The following is a 20,017-nucleotide window of genomic DNA, read 5'->3' as shown; positions in this document are numbered from 1 at the left end:
CATTGTCGCCCGGCGCGGGCGGCTAAAGGCGGACTGCAGCAATGAGTGCCCACGCCCCGGAGTTACGCTGCGGTGGTGTTGCGAGCGCTTTTTCAGGCTAAGTCTCCTCATGTCGTTGAGGAGACTCCATGCGCTGAAACTGAGTGAGATCGCGCACCGGTTAATCCAGCGCTATTGAGGGCCTGACGCAGCGCAGTTCGCCCGCAGCGATTGCTGTATGTGGCAATGCAGCCGCCGGTGGTGATCAGAACCTGAGCGTCGCTCCGACGATCGGGCCGCTCTGGCTGAAGTCCAGTCGCTTGCCATTGTCACGGTAGTCCACGCTCAGGTGGCGGTAGCCTATGGACACAAAAATGTTTTCCTTGACCTGGTAGTTCACCGAGGCATGAACCTGCCAGGTGAACTTCGAACCCACATCCAGCCCGCCCATATCGGCATACAGCAAGCCGGACCAGCGCGGCGCAATGTCGTAGCGCCAGCGTGCGGCGACCACGGGGTCGATGAACGAGGTGTTGGACTGCGCGGACGCCACCCCTGGCACATTCACTTCGGCCCTGATCTGCCACAGGCGCAGACCCGCCATCAGGTCGAAGCTCGACTGGGGGCTCAGCATCCAGTTGTGCCCGCCGGTCATAGTCAGCGAGGTCTGACGAATCTTGGCATTGGCACTCAGACCCAGGGGCAGGGCGGCCTGGTCCGATGTGGCTGCATGGCTGAAGTCGCCCTGCAGCACATAGCTTCCCTTGCGCGCCGTGCCGTTCACAAAGGCTGCTGCGTCCAGATTCTCCAGAATGTCCGAAAACGACTTGTTCACGTCGACCGTGGGCGCGCCTCTGAACGGGCGGACGCTGCCGTCCAGCCCCGTCATCCATACATAGGGCGTGAGCTGATAGCGCCATGCATCGGCCGCCGCCTTGTCCTGCGCCCAGGCCTGCGTGCCTGCCAGCAGTCCCACGGCCAGCGCCGCCGCTGCCATGCCCGGAGTGGTGTTGATGTGCTGGGTCATTTGTCTTCCTTACAGCGTGTTCTTGTGTACCTTGCCGTCCTTCATGATCAGGCGCAGGTTCTGTTCCGGGTGGCTCAGGAAGTCCAGATTCACCGTCGGGTCGCCATCGGCCACCAGAAGATCGGCAAATGCGCCAGGGGCGATGCGGCCCAGAGGCTGGGGGTAGGGGTTGCGCTCGCCCGACAGGGCCAGCAGTTCGCCGTTGGTGCCTGTGGCCTGCTTCAGCAGCGTCATCGGGTCGTAAAAGCGCGTCAGCTTGGCCAGTTGCTTGCCTTGTGTGACAGTGCCCCTGGGGCTGAACAGAATGTCCGTGCCCCAGCCCGTCTTGATGCCGTACTTCTGCGCCATCTCATAGGCGCGCACCGTGCCCTGGGCCACGCGCGACTGGCTCTCGCGGCGCACCGCATCGGTGTAGGGGTTGGCGTCCTCGTCCTGCAGAAACGGCTGCAGGCTCCACCACACGCCCTCGTCGCGCATCATGCGCACGCTTTCCTCGTCGGCCAACTGGCCGTGTTCGATGCTCTTCACGCCCGCCTTGATGGCCCGCTTGATGCCTTTGGGCGTGTAAACATGCGACATTACATAGGTGTTCCAGTCTGCGGCGGCTTCCACGCCGGCGCGCAGCTCCTTCTCGGTGAACTGGGTGCTGTCCAGCGGGTCGTACAGCGATGCCACGCCGCCGCCTGCCAGCATCTTGATTTGCGATGCCCCCAGCATCAACTGCTCGCGCACGCGGCGCAGCACCTCGGCCTCGCCGTCCGCAATCATGGACACGCCGGTTTGCTCCACCATGCTCAGCGGCTCGTTCGCTGCACGTGGAATATCGCTGCGAAGGCGGAAGTCGCCATGGCCCGAGGTCTGAGAAATCATCGCCCCGCTCGGATAGATGCGCGGGCCCGGGATCATGCCCTCGTCGATCGCGCGCTTGAGCGCAAAGGCGGGGCCGCCCGCGTCGCGAACCGCAGTGAAGCCGCGCATCAGCGTGCGCTGCGCCTCTTGTGCGGCGGAGATGTACAGATAGCCCAGATCTGCCGTCATGGCCGTCATTTGCGGCACGGCCGCCAGCATGGTGTGCCAGTGCGTATCGATCATGCCCGGCATCACCAGCTTGCCCTGGCAGTCGATCACTTGCGCACCTTCTACCTTCTCGCCGGCAGAGGGCAGGGCGGCAATCAGCTTGCCCTGGATCAGCACCTGCACGCCTTGGCGCACCGACTTGCCCGTACCGTCAAACAGGCGCAGATTGGTCAGCAACACGGGGCGGTCGGCCTGCTGGGGCGTGCCGCCGGCACCGGGCTCGGCCGCATGCAGGCCTACAAACGGAGCCATCGTCGCTGCCACACCACCGACAAACATGCGGCGCGACATATCGCTCATCACCCGCTCATGCAGCAACTGGCACACCACGCTGCCGCAGGTGCAGGCTCTGGGGCGAATCGGGCCGGTCTGCCACGTCAGGCCGGCATCGGTTGCGATTGCGTGACTCATCTGCTTTTCCCTTTTTTCAAAATGAACAAGAGACGCCGCTGCCGGCGTGACAAATGGAACCAAAGGCTCACAATTTGATGCACCGATGCTACACGACGATCGGCCATGAAAAAGCGCCCCACCGCACGAGGGCGATGGGGCGCTGTTTGTATTATGAGAGCGGCCGGGAAGTGGCTGCGCCGCAGTCAATCAGGCTTGAACCGGGCGATGCACCAGAACCGGAATGCTGCTGTTGACCAGTACGCGCTGGGTCTCGCTGCCCAGCAAAATGCCGGCAATGCCCTTGCGGCCGTGTGATGCCATGCAGATCAGATCGCAGTTACCCTCCTGCGCCTGCTTGATGATGGCCTGATTGATGGAGATATTCGTTACCCGCACCGTCTGGCAGGCCACGCCCTCGGTCTTGGCAATGTCCAGGGCAGCTTGCAACACCTGATCTGCTTCCTTCTGGGCGCTCTTGTCGAACTCTGCAGAGTTGTAGGCGATCAGCGCCTCGGCTCCGTAAATCATGGCTGCGTAATCCGGCATCACATACAGCGCCGTCACCTGTGCGCCTTGTTCCTTGGCCAGTTGTATGCCCGCGCGCAGCGCGGCCTCAGAGAGCTTAGAGCCGTCCGTAGGAATCAAAATGTGCTTGAACATATCCAGCCTCCTTGCGCATAGGTGCGCGTCTTGTTGCCAAATCAATTCGATCGATCACTGAACTCATACTCACACTCCAGGGCTGCTAATGCAACACCTTGAAATGAGTATTCAGACGGTTTCTTGATGGAAATCAAATTCATGAAGTCGCAGATAAAAGCCGCCTAAAGCCCTTATCCATAAAGCGTTAGAAGCTATCAAAAGCAGACTAACCGAAGGTCATGCGCAGCATTCCCTGCGGCTGTTGCCGGTCGGCAGGCTGTCGAAGGAGGCCTGCCTGAGCTCGGTCACGATCGGCTGTACATGGCGCAGGGTGGGCGACCGCAATTCAGGTTCGGCAAATGGCTGCTATGCGCTCATCTGTGAGCATTGCCCTGTATCAAGGTCTTGAACGCAGTGCGCCGCAGCCTTCGCGACCAGATTGAGGGCATCCATACAGGCCAGTTTGAAGGCAAGCGCCTTCTTGCACATAAGGGCCATGACCAGCAGCGTAAGGCCATCGCGGGCCATGCGGTAGTCAAGGAGCGTGCAACCTGTGGAGCCAGCGAATTCGGCCGGGGCATGGAGTCCTTGGATGGCGCTAATCAGATTTCAACTGCAGCCCTTGCCGTGGGGTTGGGAGTTGGCTCGCCAATCTTGTGCAAGGTGTTGCGGTCGGTATGGGCAAAGGGCTCGCTGCGGCCGGGGATGGTCAGCGTGGTTTCTTGCTCATACGACCATGTGCCGTCCGAGTGCTTGGTGACGGTGATGGTATAGGCGTCGGTTCTGAATGCGTGCTCCAGAAAGGGGTTGCTGGAGATGCCGTTGACGGTGGAGCCGCGCTCGGCCCTGAGGGTGAAGCTGGTAGCGTCGGCCGTGGTCTTGCCCGTGGCCATGGCGGTCTGCCCGCGCGGGATGGTCAGGGTCTGGATGATGTTGCCGGTGGCAGGCTCCCACAGCCAGTAACCGACCTGGTCGTGAAAGGTTTCCACGTCGTCGGGCTTGACGATGCGCGTGTGGTAGCGCAGGCCATAGAAGAGCTGCGGCCCGTTGGTTTGCGCATCGATGGGCTGGCATTCCATATGCTCGATAAAGGCCTGCTTCTCGGGGCCGTCAGCCTTGGGGTTGATGTCCAGGCCGCGCTTGCCGGTCCAGATGCCGGCCATGCCGGTGAGGGGACCGAGGTTGGCCAGGGTATTCACATCGGGCGTGGGCTCGGTGTAGATGTCTTTGGGAAAGTTTTCCATATCGTGTCACGGGCTTTCACTTTGAATCTGTTGAAACCAGTTTACAAGCTACGGACTGAGGTGCTCTTGACGGCCGTCAGGCCGTCAGGTGCTTTCTTCGGTGGTGAGCGTAAAGCGTGCGCTTTCGCCGCGCAGGGCTGCTTCACGCGTGAGGAAGATCAGCACACGGTAGCTGGCACCACGCTCGATGCGGAAGGTGCAGATGTTGTTGTTGGCCGAGCCTTGGCATAGAGGCTGGGCAGAGCCGTCCTTGAAGACGTTCATCTGGCTGGATGGGTTGTTGGTGTTGAGCGTGACGGTCATGCGCTGGAAGGGCCGAGTTTCGAGCCCGTATTGCACGATACCGTTGCCCGTGATCTGGCCGCTGTAGGAGTTGGTGTAGCCGCCCGGGGTTGTAAAGGCGGCCTGTGCCATGGAGCTGCTGCTGAGATGTAGCGTCATGAGACTGAGCAGGGCAGCAGTTGCAAGCATCGGTTGGAAGCGGGTCATGCAACTCTCCTGAATGTGTTGGGCAGGATGGCGCTCCTGGCGCAGCGACGGGTGTCTATGCCGACAGCCGGGCCTCCATCCACCACCGCCGCGCCCTAGCGGCAGGAGACATTGCGCCAACTGAATTTGCCGTCGTTGAAGAACTCTGTCCATACCGACATGATGGGAGCTTGGCGGTAAGAGAACGTAATCTGGTTAGGGATCTTTGGTCCCAGTGCGGCAGGCTGTCCATCCTTGTCGAAGACCTTGACGATGTAGAGCGTGACGCCTCCATCCTCGTCTGTGTGCAGGACTACCCGGTAGTCCTTGGTGAAGAGATCCCAGTCGAATTGCTTGGTCACATACGTGTGCAGACGGACAAAAGCGCGGTTCGCGTTCTTGGCGGCAGGATTAACTTTTCTCATGACGAAACTCCCTGTTGCTCAACGACTTGCCGCAGGACCTGCGAGCTGACATTTCATTGCATTTGACTGATGTTGTATCAAGAGGATGTAAGGAAGTATGTAGGCACTTACAGATCGTGCCAATGGATAGGACAGATCTGATGTGTGAGCTTCTTTGAAGCGCCGAGGAGGTGCTTTGCCGGTGCCGCTGTCATCTTTTCTTGATGAAGTGGCCGTGCTAAGTAACTGAGTGAAAAGATAGATTTTTTTAATGAAATCTATCCTGAGCCGGTATGGGCTTGAGGGTAAAAATTGCCTGATGATGACAATTTTTAGAGAGGCGCATTGAATTTCCGGATGGCGATGCTCTAGGCCTGAGTCATCGAAAGCAGGGCTGAAACGCCTTGCCTGAATTTCAACAAGCAAGTCACCGGTAGGTACTCACGAAATACTTGGCAATGCGGTGGCTGAGCAGTTGGCAAGCGTCCCGGAGCCAGCTTATCCAATCCTGAGATATGTCATCGTGCAGGCTCAGGGTTCACCGTGGCTCTGGCCAGTCTCGCGTTGCCAGTTGTCTCTCAGGTCAGTCATCAAGCAGTGTTAAACCCTGAACCTTTTGGTGATGTAGATTTTGTTTCTGCTGCACTTTTCGGTAAATTGGGCGTAGGAAAATTCTGATTTTGATGTGCAAGCGGCGATCTGGCCCGATGCACTACTGAATTCAAAAAAAGCCCATGTCCCACCACCTGCAATACACTTTTGCCTCCCGTCTAGATGCCTGGATCAGGCATATGAAGCTGGCCAAGCCTTGCCATACGCAGCAGATGGCTTATGAGCTGGTGATCGACAGCTGGGTGCAAACCAATGCAGAGCTTGGTGCTTCGCAGGAATTTTTGAAGGCCTTGCGCCGGCGTCGGCTGTGCGAGGAGCATGGCTGGCGGGGGGTGAATACGAGCGTTGCGCACTGGGATCTGGATGATGAACACACTGTGCGGATCTATCTGCACGAAGACGGCTCCATCGTGGTGCAGCAAATGGACTCGCAGAATCTCCAGATTCTGTTCACCTTGCCTGGGCATCGTGAGCGATTGGGAGAAGTATCGGAGCGATGTGCCTAGCAGCCAAAAAAATGCCCGCGCAAGGCGGGCAAGTTTCGGGGTCCTCTCGATCCGGTTCTGCAGCTCACACAGTCAATGCATTTGAATAGTTGGCAGAGGCGTTACTTTGGCCTCAATCGCCGTTTATCGCTCTTGCACTGTTGCTGACGCGTTTGAACGGTTGACAGGTTGCCCCATCGGGTGCGGCCAGCAACTTCTGACTTGCGGGCCTGCATTTTGCAGCCATGACTTGCAAGTCGCTTGTGCCCGCCTTGTATCGAGGCGAGCGTGCGACAGGCAGGACTGCCATTCGATATTTCTGGCTCCTTAATGTTTGCCGGTTGAGGCAGGCCGGTGTACCAGCACCGGGACATGGCTGTGGGTCAGAACGCGCTGGGTTTCGCTGCCCAGCAAAATTCCGCCGATACCTTTGCGACCGTGTGAAGCCATGCAAATCAGGTCGCATTGCAATTCCTGCGCCTGCTGAACAATGGCTTGGTAAACAGAGGCGTGGGTGACTCGCACAAAGTTGCAGGGTACGCCTTCAGGTCTGGCAATCTGGTCAACGAACTGCAAAGCCGCATCTGCATCGCTGTTGGCACTGCGCTCGAACTCTGCGCTGTTGTAAGTCAGCAGTGCGTCTGCGCCGTAGATGATGGCGCGGTAATCGGGCATGACATACAGGCCGGTCACCTTGGCGCCTTGTTCACGCGCAAGCAGAACGCCAGCACGCACGGCAGCCTCTGACAGTTTGGTGCCATCGGTGGGAATGAGCAGGTGCTTGAACATGTTCAACCTCCTGATGCCGGAAGATGTGCCTGGAAATCAATTTATTCCAATACCTGGAGCCGCGCAATGCCTAGTTTTTGAATGCAGCAGAGTTGCAGACAGGAGGTAAGACTCTGTAACAAGGGGCGGTCTCGTCGAATCGTCTCATTCCTCGGGCGAAGGAGGAACGCGATTGAGGATTTCGCCAGTGGCCTCTATCTCGAACTGCTGTGGATTGAGCCAGTTGACCTCCTGGTGATCGGCAGTTTCAAAGTAAATGGCAGACGGGCGTATGGAGACGCCATGCGGCATGTCGATCTCATCAAAACTCTGATAGACCAGAATCAGGCGCAGGTCTCCATTGGCGTCTTTGGCCTGTATGTGCTGCAAGAGCTTGCGGTAGGCACTCATAAGACGCCCTCGTTGACATGTGTATATGAATGTTTCCACTGTCGAAGAGGTGCCGCAATACCCTGATCCGGGTATCTGTTCTGACGGATATTCGTGCCTGACAAGGAGTTTAGAAGGCTGCGAGGCTTGTGCAAAATGCGCTCCGGCGGGCAGGGGCAGGCAGAGCATCAGCAAATAATTTACATGGCGATCCAGATCGTTCGGCGCCAATACTGAGGGTCTGTTTTGGCGACATCGAGTTTTTCGCCTATGCACTGTTGGCAGCGTTGTCTGGCGCCATATCTGCCGGCCGATGGGCCAAGAGCGTTGCGATGGCTTCTTGTTGGATGCATATGGAAGCCCTGTTACATTGCCTGCAGGCCTATTTCGGGTCGGGTTCGGGGCTGCATAAGTGCAGGCAGGCAAACCTCATTGTGCTTTCAGACTTGCGGGGCCGTTTGCTCATGGAGTGCCATACGCTCCAGCGCGGCGCAGACATCGGCCATGCGTCCGCAGATCAGCAGGCATTCGGGTTGCCTGCGCGGTTCTCGCTGCACGATTTTGAGAAGTCGTGGAGAAGCTGCTTGTGTCGACTGGTCGATTATTGGCGATTGAAGCTCTGGGGTCGCAGCAAAGGCCTGCGGGCGAAGTGTATTGCTGCCGAGGCGACTGCGGCCGCGGTTGGCGCGCATGACAGGGATGCCGATCTGCTTCGCCATTGGACGATTGGCAGTGAAGGATACGGGCTCTGCAGCGGCTTCGCTTGCGTCATCGGAGCTGAAGTTCGGATTGGGCGACAGCGTGGCAGGCAGGCCTTTCATGGTCAGGCGTGTCAAAGCCTGCAGTGATGTGGCGAATCCCATTTGGCAACTCCTTTTGATGACCTCGCGGCATGGATAAGGGCAGGATTGCGTTCTTTCGGCAAAGCTCCGCCCAGGGCGAAGCTCAACGGCTTCGCGCCTACCACCTGGGCTTGAGAGGGAAGGAGGCTCGGTGCCTCGGCTGCATAGACGGAGGGACGCCGTCTGCCCGTTACATGAACATGCTGTTGCGGATAAGGCCTACGGCCAGGCCTTCGATGGCGAACGGCTCTTCAGGATCGACGTGAATGATCTTGTAGTCTGGGTTCTCGGGTAGCAGCTCGATGCCCTGAGGCGTGCGCTTGAAGCGCTTGACGGTCACGTCGTCACCGAGGCGGGCCACCACAATCTGGCCGTTGCGCGCTTCATGCGTAGCCTGTACCGCGAGCAGGTCGCCGTCCATGATGCCCGCGTCACGCATGGACATCCCGCGGACCTTGAGCAGGTAATCGGGCTTGGCGGCAAACAGGCTGGGCTCGACCGAATAGCTCTGATCGATATGTTCCTGGGCCAGAATAGGCGAGCCGGCAGCGACGCGGCCGACCAGGGGAAGCACCAGCGGGGCCAGGGCCGTGAGCGGCAGCGCAAAGCTGGCGCCGCGTGCCGCATTGATGGTGCGCACGGTATCGGCGCGCAGGCGAATGCCGCGCGATGTGCCGCTGACCAGATCTATGACGCCCTTGCGTGCCAGTGCCTGCAAATGCTCTTCTGCAGCATTGGCCGACTTGAAGCCAAAGGTGCTGGCAATCTCGGCCCGGGTAGGGGGCGCACCCGTGCGAGCGATGGTGGACTGGATGAGGTCCAGAATCTGCTGCTGGCGGGGAGTGAGCTTGGGGTGGTCCATGGGCATTCCTTGATCGATCGATGATGAATACTGTGTGTTCATCCAGTACCTGTATTTTTAATCAGTTTGAAGAGGACTGCAAGTGGAACGTGACAAAAATATCGTCATCCTGGGCACCGGTGGCACGATTGCCGGAGTTGCCGAGCAGGCTGGCACCAGTGTGGGCTACCGTGCGGCCCAGCTGGGCGTGGCTCAGCTGCTGCAGGCCGTGCCGGACCTGGAAGGCGTTGCTGCGGCGTCGCTGCAGGCGGAGCAGCTGGCGCAGCTGGACAGCAAGGATATGGATCACGCGACCTGGCATGCACTCGCGCTGCGATGTGCCGAGCTGCTCGCGCGTGATGATGTGAGCGGTATTGTCATCACCCACGGCACCGACACCCTGGAGGAAACCGCCTGGTTTCTGCAATGTGTTCTGCACCCGGCAAAGCCCGTGGTGCTGACCTGCGCCATGCGCCCGGCGACAGCGATTTCGGCCGACGGCCCTGGCAATCTGCGCGATGCCGTGGCCTGTGCGGCCGACACGCAGGCTGCTGGCCGCGGTGTGCTTGCCGTGGTGGCGGGTCGGGTGTTCAGTGCACGCCAGGTGCGCAAGGTGCATCCCTACCGTGTGGATGCCTTTGATGGCAGTGGCGCCGGCCCGCAGGGCTGGGTGGAGGAGGGGCGGCTGCGCTGGGCAACGGGCGGCCTGCCCCGGGTCGTTGCGGCCAGCTCCACTGCAATCGCTTTACCGCCCGCAGATCACTGGCCCCTGGTGGAGCTGCTTCATAGCCATGCGGGCTGCAGCAGCGCCGTGGCGCTGGCGGTGATGCAGGCCTGGAATTCGGCAGGCGTGCGTGCCGTGGTGGTGGTCGGCACGGGCAATGGCACTATCCATGAGGCGCTGGGGCCAGCCCTGGACTGGGCGCAGGCGCAGGGCATGGCTTTGCGCATCACGACCCGGTGCGAGGAGGGGCAGGTGGTGCATGCCGAGGGAGCGCGAGATAGCCTTATGAGCAGCCTGCCGGCGGCCAAGGCCAGAATCAGCCTGATGCTGGAGCTGATGGGCTGGCCTCGCGCATTAGGTTGATGCTCTTATTATGAGAGCTGCTGGCCTTCATTGATACAGAGTATTTATGCTGTTTGGGTCTGAAATCCAATGAGTGTAGGCGCAGGCAGCTATGAATATTGATGGCTCCAATGCCATCCTCGGTGCAGCTTTTTCGCACCGGACTGATGTCGGCCGGAAGGGCGGGAGCACGAGCTTCAAGAACAAAAAAGGCCGGTGAGGACACCGGCCTTTTTTGCCCAGAGATGCCTGGCCGCGAAAAGGCGGCAAGGCTCCACGCGCGAGTGATCTGGGCGATCAGGAAGCCAGAGCGGCCAGAGCGCGCTCGGTGATTTCTTCAACGCTGCCTGTGCCGCTGATGGCACGGTACTTGGGGGCCGCTGCTGCATCGGCCTTGGCCCAGTTGCTGTAGTAGTCCACCAGGGGACGTGTCTGGCTGCTGTAGACGTCCAGGCGCTTCTTGACGGTTTCTTCCTTGTCGTCTTCGCGCTGCACCAGGTCTTCACCGGTCACGTCGTCCTTGCCTTCCACCTTGGGAGGGTTGAACTTGACGTGGTAGGTGCGGCCCGAGGCGGGGTGGCTGCGGCGGCCGCTCATGCGTTCAATGATGGCGTCGAAGGGCACATCGATTTCCAGCACATAGTCCAGCTTCACGCCGGCAGCCTTCATGGCATCGGCCTGGGGAATGGTGCGGGGGAAGCCGTCAAACAGGAAACCCTTGGCGCAGTCCGGCTGAGCAATGCGTTCCTTGACCAGGTTGATGATCAGATCGTCGCTGACCAGCTGGCCGGCGTCCATCACGGCCTTGGCTTGCAGACCCAGAGGGGTGCCAGCCTTGACGGCCGCGCGCAGCATGTCGCCCGTGGAGATTTGAGGGATACCGTACTTTTGGCAAATAAAGGCCGCCTGAGTGCCTTTGCCGGCGCCGGGTGCACCCAACAAAATCAGTTTCATGGAAATCCTTGAGGAGAGTAGAAATTCTTGCTGGCCCAGGCAGACGGGTGGTCGTCCGTAGTCCCCAGGCCGTATTTTTTCGCGGGCAAGGATAGCACGCACAAGACCAACACAGGCTTACACAATTCAGTCAAGGCTGTCACAAGTGCGGCCAATTGAAGGCATGTATCCGCTGCAAACGCGATTGCTGTAGTTGTAATCCAGGTGCCGAAGCCGTTACATATGCTATTCGGACTATGCGGAAAGTATAGCGATCAGCGCTTTCCTGGACTGGCCCAGGGCCCTTTAGGACTGCGCGCGCGGACTGCGCAGCTGCCGGCTTGATGCGTGAGCAGTCCTGGATGAAGACAGCCTGCGCACCGGTGTCGCCAAAGTGCGCAGGTCTTTTTTTCAACCAGCGAAAACGGCGCGCACGCGCTCCAGATCTTCGGGTGTGTCGACGCCGGCACCCGGTGCATCGGGCGTGATATGCACGGCAATGCGGTGGCCGTGCCAGAGGGCGCGCAACTGCTCCAGCTGCTCCATGGCTTCGGTGGGGGCGGGCGAGAGTTGCGGGAACTCGCGCAGAAAACCGGCCTTGTAGCTGTAGATGCCAATATGGCGCAGCGGTGTGAAACCTGGGTGACCGGCCTTGGGGGCCGCCGTCTGCCACCAGGCTTCATCGCCGTGGTCGCGTGAACAGGGGATGGGTGCGCGGCTGAAATAGCTGGCCAGACCCTTGGCGTCACAGACCACCTTCACCACGTTCGGGTTGCGGTAATCCGTCAAGCTATCAATAGGATGAGCCGCCGTGCCCATGCTGGCTTCGGGGCGGGCCAGCAGCAGCTGTGCCACAGCCTCGATCAGCTTGGGGTCGATCAGCGGCTCGTCGCCCTGCACATTGACGACCACATCGTCGCCGGACAGGCCCAGTTGAGCACAGGCTTCGGCCAGACGGTCGCTGCCGCTTGGATGATCCTTGCGCGTCAGGATGGCCTGGACGCCATGCTGGGCGCAGGCCGCCACAATGCTCTCGTCGTCGGCCGCCACCACGCAGCGGGCTGCGCCGGCCAGAGCCGCGCGCTGGGCCACACGCGCCACCATCGGCAGGCCGGCAATATCCGCCAGGGGCTTGCCGGGCAGACGGGTCGAGGACAGGCGGGCGGGGATCAGTACCGTATAGCTCATGGCTTATTGCTTTTCTTCTTCCAGCTCGTCGTCGGACAGGGTGCGGGCTTCGTTTTCCAGCAGCACCGGGATGCCGTCGCGCACGGGATAGGCCAGACGCGCGCTGTGGCTGATCAGCTCCTGATGCTCGCGGTCAAAGCGCAGCGGGCCCTTGGTGACGGGGCAGACCAGCAGTTCGAGAAGTTTGGCGTCCATGGAGTATTCCTGCAAAACGGGATGAGGGCGCCAGCAGGGGGCTGGCGCTGCAAAAAGAGGTGATCAAACGCTGTTGATCCGTAGGCTCAATGATAGTCAGGCTGGCTTGCCATCGCGGCGAATATTGGCGTTGGCCTTGGCCAGTTGCGCATCCAGCAGCTCCCAGAAGGCCTGCGGCAGCTGCAACTGCAGGGGCACGGCCCAGGCTTCAGGATGGCTGCGCCAGAGTTTGACGGCATCTTTTTCGGTGCAAATCAAGGGTTTGTCGTTTTCCAGCGTGCGCGAGAAGCTCTCGAAATCATAGTGATCGGGCAGGGCCTGGGTTGCTGCCGGAGTGATGCCCTGGGCGGTCAGCATGGCAAAAAAGGACTCGGGGCGTGCCACGGCGGCCACGGCCTCCGGGCTCTGCGCGGCCAGGCTGTGCAGCAGGATGCTCTGGCCATGACCGTTGTGGGCGGTCTCGGCCAGGCTGCGCTGCAGCGCGAACGCCGGTGAAGAGCCCAGTGGCCGGGGCGGCTGGCCTGCATGCAGTGTGGCCGTGACCGGGCGAGGCCAGGGCTCGCGCAACGGGCCTGCGGGCAGCAGAAAGCCGTTGCCAACTCCTTCATCATTGAAGACGCACAGCTCCACATCGCGTGCCATGGCCAGATGTTGCAGGCCGTCGTCGCTCACGATCACGTCGACCTGCGGGTAGCGCTGGCGCAGCGCTTGCGCCGCCTCCAGACGCCTGGAGGCGACAAAGACCGGCACGCCGGTGCTGCGTGCCAGCAGGGCAGGCTCGTCGCCGACCTCGCTGGCGGGGCTGTCCGGCAGGGCCTCGCGGCAATCCTGCCCGCTCTCTATGCTGCGGCCATAGCCGCGCGAGATGATAGCCGGCTGCCAGCCCCTGGCCTTGAGGTGGGCCACCACGGCCTGGGTCACAGGGGTCTTGCCCGCACCGCCCGCAATCACATTGCCGACAACGATGACAGGCAGGCCGGCGCTTTGCTGGCGGCCGAGCATGCGCCTGGCATTCCAGGCCTGCAGCACTCCATAGAGCAGCGATAGCGGCCACAGCAGCCAGGCACCCGCTCCACGCCGGCGCCAGAGGGCGCGCAAGCCATGTTGCGAGGAGGATGCTTGGACGGTGTTTTGAGGCATAGGGGTTGGGATCATACGGGTGCGGCCGGAGTTCCCGCAGCCAACGGGCCTGCGTGATGCGCAAATACCTGGGTCCTGATCCCGGGAGCCTGAGGCCAGAAGCTGCCAAGCAGGCTGCCCAGCTCCAGATGGCTGGGGGCCTCTGCCGCGGGAGCAAGTTCGTCTGCCAGCTGCTGTGCTTCATCCTCGGCGGTAAAGCCTTCGCCTCTGGAGCGCGCCTGCGCGCTGCGCCAGTGCAACCAACACAGGCCGGGCATCAGCATCACGGCTGTGGCGATCAGGCACAGTCCCGGTGCGGCAAACGGCGTGGTGCCGAAATAGGGCATGGGAAGCGCGTTCTGGATGGCCGGCGTGCCGGGCAGCGCCGTCATGGTGAAGGTAAAGTCTCCCAGCGCAATCGTGGCCGGCATGAGACGGCGCGGGATGTCGGCACGCCTAAAAAGCGCCTGGGCGATGGGATACACTGCAAAGGCCACGACAGACAAGGAAACGCCACCATAGGTGAGAACGGCGCGGGCCAGCACCACGGCGAGTATGGCGCGCTGCTCGCCCAGTGCTGCCGCAATGCCCTGGGCAATGATGTGAGCTGCCCCCGACGCCTCCGTCAGCTTGCCGAAGACCGCGCCCAGCAAGAACAGCGGAAAGTAGGCGATGACAAAGCCGCCCAGGCTGACCTGATTCGCCGGCTTGCGCCGCTCAGGTCCCGAAGGGGCGGCTGCCCAGCGTTTCCACCACATGGTCCACAAAGCAGGTGATGCGCGCCGCCAATGCGGTGTTTCGATAGTAGACCGCATTGATGGGCTGGCAGATGTCCAGTGTCTGCTTGCCAAACAGTTGCACCAGATTTCCTTGCTCGCGGTCTGCTCGGGTCATGAAGTCCGACAGACAGGCTATGCCCAGGCCGGCCAGCGCCATTTGCCGCAGTGTCTCGCCGCTGGAGGAGGCAATGTCCGGGCGGATATGCACGGCGTTGCCGTCGGCGTCGCGCAGCGGCCAGTCGTTGAGCGATTCGGGCTGGGTAAAGCCCAGCAGGCTGTGTTGGCTGAGCTGTGCCGGACTGGCAGGCATGCCGTGGCGCCTGAGATAGGCCGGGCTGGCCAGCACGCGTATGCGGCTGATGCCCACTGGGCGGGCGTGCAGTGTGGAGTCCTTGAGCACGCCGATGCGAAATGCCACGTCGGTGCGTCTTTCGAGCAGGTCGATGATGCCTTCGTTGGAATTCAGCTCCAGCTCCACCTCGGGGTAGCGCGTACGAAATCCTGCAATCAGCGGCACCAGCACATGCAGCATGAAGGGGGTGGCAGCATCGACACGCAATCTTCCCGCCGGCCGCATGCGCCGCGCCGCCATCATCTCCTCCGCTTCGTCGACCGATGCAAGAATGGAGCGGGCGTGCTGCAAGAAGGTGGCGCCTTCCTCGGTCAGCTCCAGGCGTCTGGTGGTGCGGCGCAGCAGCGTGGTCTGCAGCTTTTCTTCCAGACGCCCCAGGGTACGGCTGGTGGCGGAAATCGTCAGGCCCAGCAGCTCCGAAGCGGCCGTGATGGACCCTGTGTCCACGACGGCCACAAAGGCCTGCAATTCGTCGAGCGTGGTCTTCATTGTTGAATGTAGATCAAGAAAATTGAGGGAATACCAAGCTTTATCTGCAAATATTACCCGAGTGCACTGCCCTGGGAGCTCGTCGGTGGCGAGGTCCGCCCTGGTCACCGGCGTATTGCCGGATGCATCCCTGTGGAGCTAATGCCAGTGATTGCCGGTGGCGCGCAGATCAGCGTTCTGCAGGGGGGCATGGCGTGTGCGGTGGTCGCAGATCAGGAAAATTGGCGGCTGCCGGTGCAAGATTCTGGTTTTATATTTGATTTGGTTTCAAGAGTATTTGTGAAATACAAGGCTTAATCCGCGAATATGAACGCGGCAAACTTCAGGCATCGGGAAAGTCGGTGCGGACAGCAGACATGCAAGCTCCGGACGGGCTGCAGTCCTCAATCTCATCCAGGAGTGATTTCATGAGCCATATTCCTTCCTTCGGCGTCGGCACTTTCCGCCTCAACGGCCAGGTCGTAATCGATTCCGTGCGCAACGCACTCGATGTGGGTTACCGCGCTGTCGATACGGCCCAGATCTACGGTAACGAAGCCGAAGTCGGCCAGGCCATCGCCGACAGCGGTGTGGCGCGCAGCGATCTGTTTGTGACCACCAAGATCTGGACCGACAACTACAGCCGTGCCAGGCTGATCCCCAGCCTGCAGGACAGCCTCAAGAGGCTGCGCACCGACTATGTGGATCTGACCCTGATCCACTGGCCCGCACCCGGCAACGGCGTGGAGCTGTCCGAATACATGGAAGCGCTGGCCGAGGCCAAGGCCCGGGGCTTGACTCGCCAGATCGGCATTTCCAACTTCAATATCGAGCTGACACGCCAGGCCATCGCGGCCGTAGGCCGGGGCGAGATTGCCACCAACCAGATCGAGCTGAGCCCCTATCTGCAAGGCGGCAAGCTGACGGCCTTCCTCAAGGAGCAGGGCATTCAGGTCACTTCGTACATGACCCTGGCCTATGGCAAGGTGCTCAATGACCCGGTGCTGGCGCAGATCGCGGCCAGGCACAACGCCACGGTGGCGCAGGTAGCCCTGGCCTGGGCGCTGCAGCTAGGCTATGCGGTGATTCCGTCGTCCACCAAGCGCGAGAACCTGACCAGCAACCTTCTGGCGCGCGACCTCAGGCTGGATGCCGAAGACATGGCGCTGATCGCCGCGCTGGAGCGCAACGGACGAGAAGTCAGCCCCGATGGCCTGGCTCCTGTGTGGGACTGATAGTGGTGCCGTATCAGGCCCTTAGCCAGGCCGCTTGGGCTGCCAATCCTGCCGCAGCGAGCAGGCCAGAGTACTCTGGCGACGTTTGCGTTTTCTCTTGAGCCAGCGTTCTAGCTTTTTCGCTTGATCCGGTGTGGAGATCAGGCGCAGGTTCTGGCGTAGCAGGCTCTCGCTGGCGGCAAGATCATTCAGCTCTCCGAGAGGTTGCTGGATTTTCTTGAGGCGTTTGAGCAGACGGTGGTGATCTTTGGGCAGCAGAGGTCCGAACAGCTCAAGAAGATAACGAGTCTTCTTGCCAGCTTTTCTGACATCGTGAAATGCTTCGATATCTGGCTTGTTCGCTGTTATCGCCCGCTTGATGCGTTGGTGCAACTGCCGCCTGGACTTTGCGATCCGTGCCTCGGCAATTGCTCCCAAGCGCAGCTGGCGAGGCTTGGCGCGCAAGCTTGCCTCGGTTTGTGTCAGAGTTTTCAGCAGGCATGTCTGTATATGCGGAGGTGACAGGATTTCTCTGCCAGCCTGCAAGGCTGCCTCGCGAGCGACGTATATTGCGGCAATGTCGGCTGCACTGCATTTGTCATGACGGCCCAGCAGCTCGATCAGAATGTCGTAATCGCGGGCCTTGCCTGCTGCGCCGGCAATCGATTTCAGGCAGCCGCGCTGCCGTGCATACTCCTCGGCGCCCATCAGGGGTCGGTAGAGCCACCATAGCGTCAGCAGGTTGCGCAGCGCAACGCGCAATTGATGAATCCCCTCGGCAGCGGGCTCTCGGGCTATGCGCCGGGCCTGTTCGACTGCCGAGTCGACAAGCGGGGATGCGATAGCTGAAAACGCCACTGAGGCGTCTGGTTTGCCTTTGCCCATACGAACTCCCGGGGCGGTTTTCATGAGGCTGAGACAAGCTTGCGACTGGCAACGCGATGCTCCAGTCCGCATTGCTCTCGCTGCTGTTTGTCACAGTGTGCCATGTTCCCTGCCCTATGTCCGTGGGCAGCTTCTGAATTGCGGCGGGAGCGTTCAGGTGGGTGACTGGCTTGGGCTGTGATGAGTCTGAAGGCCGGGCTTGGCTGCTACAGATTGGCAACGAACACGGGCAGGCTCAAGGCTGCTTCTGCACCAGGGCCGTTCGGCCCAGTCTTGCCCCAGTCGGCATTGAGCCAGTCCTTCCTGACGATATGTCCTGCGACGACGGCGAGCTCTGAAGAGGGGTCTATGGCACAGCCGAAAGGTAGCCGGCCATGTGTGCTGGAGACAAGACTGAAGCGTAGCTGCCTCGTCTGTGCGTCATGCCAGCAATAGAAAAGCATGGATGAATTTCCGCTCAACTTCTCTCGCCTGGCTGTCATGACCTGGTTGATGAAATCGACAAGAGCTGCAGCACTGAGCCCCTGGGACTCGTCATCGCACGGAGAAAAGCACCACAGATTGGACGATGCCTCGTGGTTGATGTCGGCGGCGTCGATGACGATCTCGTCATCGCGCGCCATGGACAGCCATCTGCCTAAAGTCGGCGAATCCTTCATCGGGTTCTGTGAATGTCGAGGACTGGTCAATGGAGTTTGCTGTAGTGGTGCTTGTTTCGACGCAGCAGTTGATGTGCGCATCCTCGAGAAGCTGGTAGCCAGTCATTGTGATGAGGGCTAAGCTTGCGGCCTCTACCTCAGGAGTCTCGCATGCCACAGACCATTCGACTGCACCGTGTGATCAAAGCTCCGCCCGAACGCGTCTATCGGGCCTTCACGACCCCAGAAGCCATGGTCAAGTGGTTGCCGCCTCATGGTTTCGCGGCGCAGGTGCATGAATTTGACGCACGCGTGGGCGGCCGCTACCGCATGAGCTTCATCAATTTTTCCGCCAACAGTCAAAACAGCTTTGGCGGCGAGTTTCTGGAGTTGGTGCCGGGCCAGCGCATACGCCATACCGATCGCTTCGAGGACCCGAATCTGCCGGGTGAAATGATCACCACCGTGACCTTGAAAGCCGTGTTTTGTGGCACCGAGCTGCATGTGGTGCAGGAGGGTGTTCCCGACATGATTCCCGAGCAGGCCTGCTATCTGGGTTGGCAGGAGTCGCTGCAGCTGCTTGCCCTCCTGGTGGAGCCGACCATCCCTGACGGAGCGTGAAAACGGCACAGAGCGCGACATTGACGGCCCGAGGTCAATGCATGGCGTGATCCATGCGTCGGCGATCCAAGAGAGGTGCAAAACAAAAAAGCCCGCTTTGCAGCGGGCTGTCTTGCTTGCAAGCTCTGGTTTTGCTTGCGATGTTTGGTAGGCGCGATTGGACTCGAACCAACGACCCCCACCATGTCAAGGTGGTGCTCTAACCAGCTGAGCTACGCGCCTGTCGTCGATGGGATGAATTCTAGCAGCGGAAAAATGGTGGTTTGGGCAAAGTCGCGACTTTTTTGCGTTCGAGCCCTATTTTTCTCATTCTGCAACCCAGTCAAGGCTTGGCTGGGAGCTGCTGATTCGCTACTAAACTTTGATGTGTTTTCCATCAATTGAATCGGCAACCCCATGACAAAAGCACAAGCAGGCATTCTGGCGTCTCTTCCTGAACAGGGGCGCTATGTTTTTTTCACCCTGGCCGGTGCAGGTGCAGATTTGCAGAACAGTCTGAAGAAATTGCAGACCAGTGTTGACGGTCAGCAGGTAGTGGCGGGTCTGGGACTGCAGGTGCTGCAGCAACTGGACAAGAAACTGCCGCTGATGCGCGAGTTCCCGCACCTAAAGGGACCGCAGTTCGAAGCACCCAGCACACCTTATGCGCTGTGCCTGTGGCTGCGCGGCGATCAACGTGGTGAGCTGATCGCCCTGACGGCCAAGCTGACCAACTTGCTGGCACCGGTTTTCAAGCTTGATCACATCGTGGATGCCTTTGTGCACCAGCGCTCGGACAACGGTCATGGCCGTGATCTGACCGGTTATGAAGACGGCACCGAGAACCCCGAGGACGATGAGGCCGTGGTTGCCGGCATTGCGGCAGAACTGGGAGCTGGTCTGGACGGCTGCAGTTACTGGGCCTTGCAGCAGTGGGAGCATGACTACTCGGCCTTTGGCAGCATGAGCACCACGGAGCAGGACCATGCCGTGGGGCGTCGCCGCAGCGACAACGAGGAGCTGGACGATGCCCCTGAGTCGGCCCATGTCAAGCGCACGGCGCAGGAGAGCTTTGAGCCGGAAGCCTTTGTGGTGCGACGCTCCATGCCCTGGTGGAGCGTCAGCCCGCAGGGCCGTGATCGCAGCGGCTTGATGTTCTCCGCCTTTGGTTGCAGCTTCGACGCTTTCGAGGCTCAGATGCGCCGCATGCTGGGCATGGATGACGGCATCAGCGATGGACTGTTCCGCTTTTCCAGGCCGCTGACGGGCTGCTATTTCTGGTGCCCGCCGGTTTCCAGCGGCAAGCTGGATCTGACGGTGCTGGGTCTCCAGGCCTGAGGACAAAGAAAAACGGGCCAGATGGCCCGTTTTTCATGTGGTGTCATCACCAAAAGAGGGATAGCGAGTT

The 20,017-nt window shown here is 60.4% G+C and carries 25 protein-coding genes and 1 tRNA gene; 6 read left to right on the top strand and 20 right to left on the bottom strand.

Going from position 1 to position 20,017, the window contains the following annotated elements; all coding sequences use genetic code 11:
- Positions 1 to 244: 244 nt before the first annotated feature.
- From F0P97_RS16850 to F0P97_RS16820, 7 genes are all read right to left on the bottom strand, one after another.
- Positions 245 to 1,006: a hypothetical protein gene (locus F0P97_RS16850; RefSeq protein WP_182283209.1), complete on the bottom strand. Its 762-nt coding sequence runs from the start codon at positions 1,004 to 1,006 to the stop codon at positions 245 to 247.
- Between the two features lie 9 nt (positions 1,007 to 1,015).
- The gene (locus F0P97_RS16845) at positions 1,016 to 2,494 is read right to left on the bottom strand and encodes a metal-dependent hydrolase family protein (protein WP_182283208.1); all 1,479 of its coding nucleotides are present in this window, start codon (positions 2,492 to 2,494) and stop codon (positions 1,016 to 1,018) included.
- Positions 2,495 to 2,683: 189 nt separating this feature from the next.
- On the bottom strand, positions 2,684 to 3,136 hold the full coding sequence (locus F0P97_RS16840) for a universal stress protein (RefSeq protein ID WP_182283207.1): 453 nt from the start codon (positions 3,134 to 3,136) through the stop codon (positions 2,684 to 2,686).
- A gap of 584 nt (positions 3,137 to 3,720) precedes the next feature.
- Positions 3,721 to 4,362, bottom strand: a complete 642-nt coding sequence (locus F0P97_RS16835; protein ID WP_182283206.1) for an FABP family protein — start codon at positions 4,360 to 4,362, stop codon at positions 3,721 to 3,723.
- An 84-nt stretch (positions 4,363 to 4,446) separates the two neighbouring features.
- Positions 4,447 to 4,851 carry a DNA breaking-rejoining protein gene (locus F0P97_RS16830; RefSeq protein ID WP_182283205.1) on the bottom strand — a complete coding sequence of 135 codons (405 nt, stop codon included), beginning with the start codon at positions 4,849 to 4,851 and terminating at the stop codon, positions 4,447 to 4,449.
- Between the two features lie 95 nt (positions 4,852 to 4,946).
- Positions 4,947 to 5,255, bottom strand: a complete 309-nt coding sequence (locus tag F0P97_RS16825) for a hypothetical protein (RefSeq protein WP_003053988.1) — start codon at positions 5,253 to 5,255, stop codon at positions 4,947 to 4,949.
- An 18-nt stretch (positions 5,256 to 5,273) separates the two neighbouring features.
- On the bottom strand, positions 5,274 to 5,660 hold the full coding sequence (locus F0P97_RS16820) for a hypothetical protein (RefSeq protein WP_182283204.1): 387 nt from the start codon (positions 5,658 to 5,660) through the stop codon (positions 5,274 to 5,276).
- Positions 5,661 to 5,968: 308 nt separating this feature from the next.
- On the opposite strand from F0P97_RS16820, the gene F0P97_RS16815 reads away from it, so the two are divergent.
- Entirely contained in the window at positions 5,969 to 6,352 is a 384-nt protein-coding gene (locus F0P97_RS16815) for a hypothetical protein (RefSeq protein WP_182283203.1), read from the top strand.
- Positions 6,353 to 6,658: 306 nt separating this feature from the next.
- On the opposite strand, the gene F0P97_RS16810 is transcribed toward F0P97_RS16815, so the two are convergent.
- The 4 genes from F0P97_RS16810 to lexA all read right to left on the bottom strand — a co-directional run bounded on the left by F0P97_RS16810 (position 6,659) and on the right by lexA (position 9,193).
- Complete coding sequence (locus F0P97_RS16810) at positions 6,659 to 7,120, bottom strand: universal stress protein (protein WP_045839521.1); 462 nt, start codon at positions 7,118 to 7,120, stop codon at positions 6,659 to 6,661.
- A gap of 144 nt (positions 7,121 to 7,264) precedes the next feature.
- Positions 7,265 to 7,510: a hypothetical protein gene (locus F0P97_RS16805; RefSeq protein WP_182283202.1), complete on the bottom strand. Its 246-nt coding sequence runs from the start codon at positions 7,508 to 7,510 to the stop codon at positions 7,265 to 7,267.
- A gap of 419 nt (positions 7,511 to 7,929) precedes the next feature.
- Positions 7,930 to 8,352, bottom strand: a complete 423-nt coding sequence (locus F0P97_RS16800) for a hypothetical protein (RefSeq protein WP_182283201.1) — start codon at positions 8,350 to 8,352, stop codon at positions 7,930 to 7,932.
- Between the two features lie 169 nt (positions 8,353 to 8,521).
- Positions 8,522 to 9,193 carry a transcriptional repressor LexA gene (gene lexA / locus F0P97_RS16795; RefSeq protein ID WP_003053998.1) on the bottom strand — a complete coding sequence of 224 codons (672 nt, stop codon included), beginning with the start codon at positions 9,191 to 9,193 and terminating at the stop codon, positions 8,522 to 8,524.
- An 82-nt stretch (positions 9,194 to 9,275) separates the two neighbouring features.
- Here lexA and F0P97_RS16790 point away from each other — a divergent pair, with 82 nt between their 5' ends.
- Positions 9,276 to 10,259 (top strand): asparaginase, encoded by a 984-nt coding sequence (locus F0P97_RS16790; protein ID WP_182283200.1) that lies wholly within the window; start codon positions 9,276 to 9,278, stop codon positions 10,257 to 10,259.
- Between the two features lie 276 nt (positions 10,260 to 10,535).
- Here F0P97_RS16790 and adk read toward each other — a convergent pair whose 3' ends face one another.
- The 6 genes from adk to F0P97_RS16760 all read right to left on the bottom strand — a co-directional run bounded on the left by adk (position 10,536) and on the right by F0P97_RS16760 (position 15,293).
- A complete protein-coding gene (gene adk / locus F0P97_RS16785; RefSeq protein WP_003062884.1) occupies positions 10,536 to 11,192 on the bottom strand; it encodes an adenylate kinase in 657 nt (218 codons plus the stop codon).
- A gap of 390 nt (positions 11,193 to 11,582) precedes the next feature.
- Positions 11,583 to 12,359, bottom strand: a complete 777-nt coding sequence (kdsB, locus tag F0P97_RS16780; RefSeq protein ID WP_182283199.1) for a 3-deoxy-manno-octulosonate cytidylyltransferase — start codon at positions 12,357 to 12,359, stop codon at positions 11,583 to 11,585.
- A gap of 3 nt (positions 12,360 to 12,362) precedes the next feature.
- A complete protein-coding gene (locus F0P97_RS16775; protein ID WP_003054006.1) occupies positions 12,363 to 12,554 on the bottom strand; it encodes a Trm112 family protein in 192 nt (63 codons plus the stop codon).
- 96 nt (positions 12,555 to 12,650) lie between these two features.
- Positions 12,651 to 13,694, bottom strand: coding sequence for a tetraacyldisaccharide 4'-kinase (gene lpxK, locus F0P97_RS16770; protein WP_182283198.1), 1,044 nt, complete (start codon positions 13,692 to 13,694; stop codon positions 12,651 to 12,653).
- An 11-nt stretch (positions 13,695 to 13,705) separates the two neighbouring features.
- On the bottom strand, positions 13,706 to 14,431 hold the full coding sequence (locus F0P97_RS16765) for a hypothetical protein (protein WP_420093889.1): 726 nt from the start codon (positions 14,429 to 14,431) through the stop codon (positions 13,706 to 13,708).
- Entirely contained in the window at positions 14,391 to 15,293 is a 903-nt protein-coding gene (locus tag F0P97_RS16760; protein ID WP_182283197.1) for a LysR family transcriptional regulator, read from the bottom strand. Before F0P97_RS16760 ends, F0P97_RS16765 begins: the two co-directional genes overlap by 41 nt.
- Positions 15,294 to 15,434: 141 nt before the next feature.
- Between F0P97_RS16760 and F0P97_RS16755 the strand changes: the two genes are divergently transcribed.
- Together F0P97_RS16755 and dkgB are read left to right on the top strand one after the other, a co-directional pair.
- Positions 15,435 to 15,590: a hypothetical protein gene (locus F0P97_RS16755; RefSeq protein WP_182283196.1), complete on the top strand. Its 156-nt coding sequence runs from the start codon at positions 15,435 to 15,437 to the stop codon at positions 15,588 to 15,590.
- Positions 15,591 to 15,700: 110 nt separating this feature from the next.
- On the top strand, positions 15,701 to 16,507 hold the full coding sequence (dkgB, locus tag F0P97_RS16750; RefSeq protein ID WP_182283195.1) for a 2,5-didehydrogluconate reductase DkgB: 807 nt from the start codon (positions 15,701 to 15,703) through the stop codon (positions 16,505 to 16,507).
- Between the two features lie 21 nt (positions 16,508 to 16,528).
- On the opposite strand, the gene F0P97_RS16745 is transcribed toward dkgB, so the two are convergent.
- On the bottom strand, positions 16,529 to 17,371 hold the full coding sequence (locus tag F0P97_RS16745; protein WP_182283194.1) for a CHAD domain-containing protein: 843 nt from the start codon (positions 17,369 to 17,371) through the stop codon (positions 16,529 to 16,531).
- Positions 17,372 to 17,577: 206 nt separating this feature from the next.
- Positions 17,578 to 17,994, bottom strand: coding sequence for a hypothetical protein (locus tag F0P97_RS16740; protein WP_182283193.1), 417 nt, complete (start codon positions 17,992 to 17,994; stop codon positions 17,578 to 17,580).
- Between the two features lie 186 nt (positions 17,995 to 18,180).
- On the opposite strand from F0P97_RS16740, the gene F0P97_RS16735 reads away from it, so the two are divergent.
- Positions 18,181 to 18,630, top strand: a complete 450-nt coding sequence (locus F0P97_RS16735; protein WP_087082452.1) for an SRPBCC family protein — start codon at positions 18,181 to 18,183, stop codon at positions 18,628 to 18,630.
- A gap of 145 nt (positions 18,631 to 18,775) precedes the next feature.
- Here F0P97_RS16735 and F0P97_RS16730 read toward each other — a convergent pair.
- Positions 18,776 to 18,852 (bottom strand) — tRNA-Val (locus F0P97_RS16730).
- 174 nt (positions 18,853 to 19,026) lie between these two features.
- On the opposite strand from F0P97_RS16730, the gene F0P97_RS16725 reads away from it, so the two are divergent.
- Complete coding sequence (locus tag F0P97_RS16725; protein ID WP_182283192.1) at positions 19,027 to 19,947, top strand: Dyp-type peroxidase; 921 nt, start codon at positions 19,027 to 19,029, stop codon at positions 19,945 to 19,947.
- Positions 19,948 to 20,017 lie beyond the last annotated feature (70 nt).

Source organism: Comamonas testosteroni (genome assembly GCF_014076415.1).
Taxonomy (GTDB): Bacteria; Pseudomonadota; Gammaproteobacteria; order Burkholderiales; family Burkholderiaceae_C; genus Comamonas; species Comamonas testosteroni_F.
The sequence above is the reverse complement of the archived record's forward strand: the minus strand, read 5'-3'. Positions and strand labels throughout refer to the sequence as shown.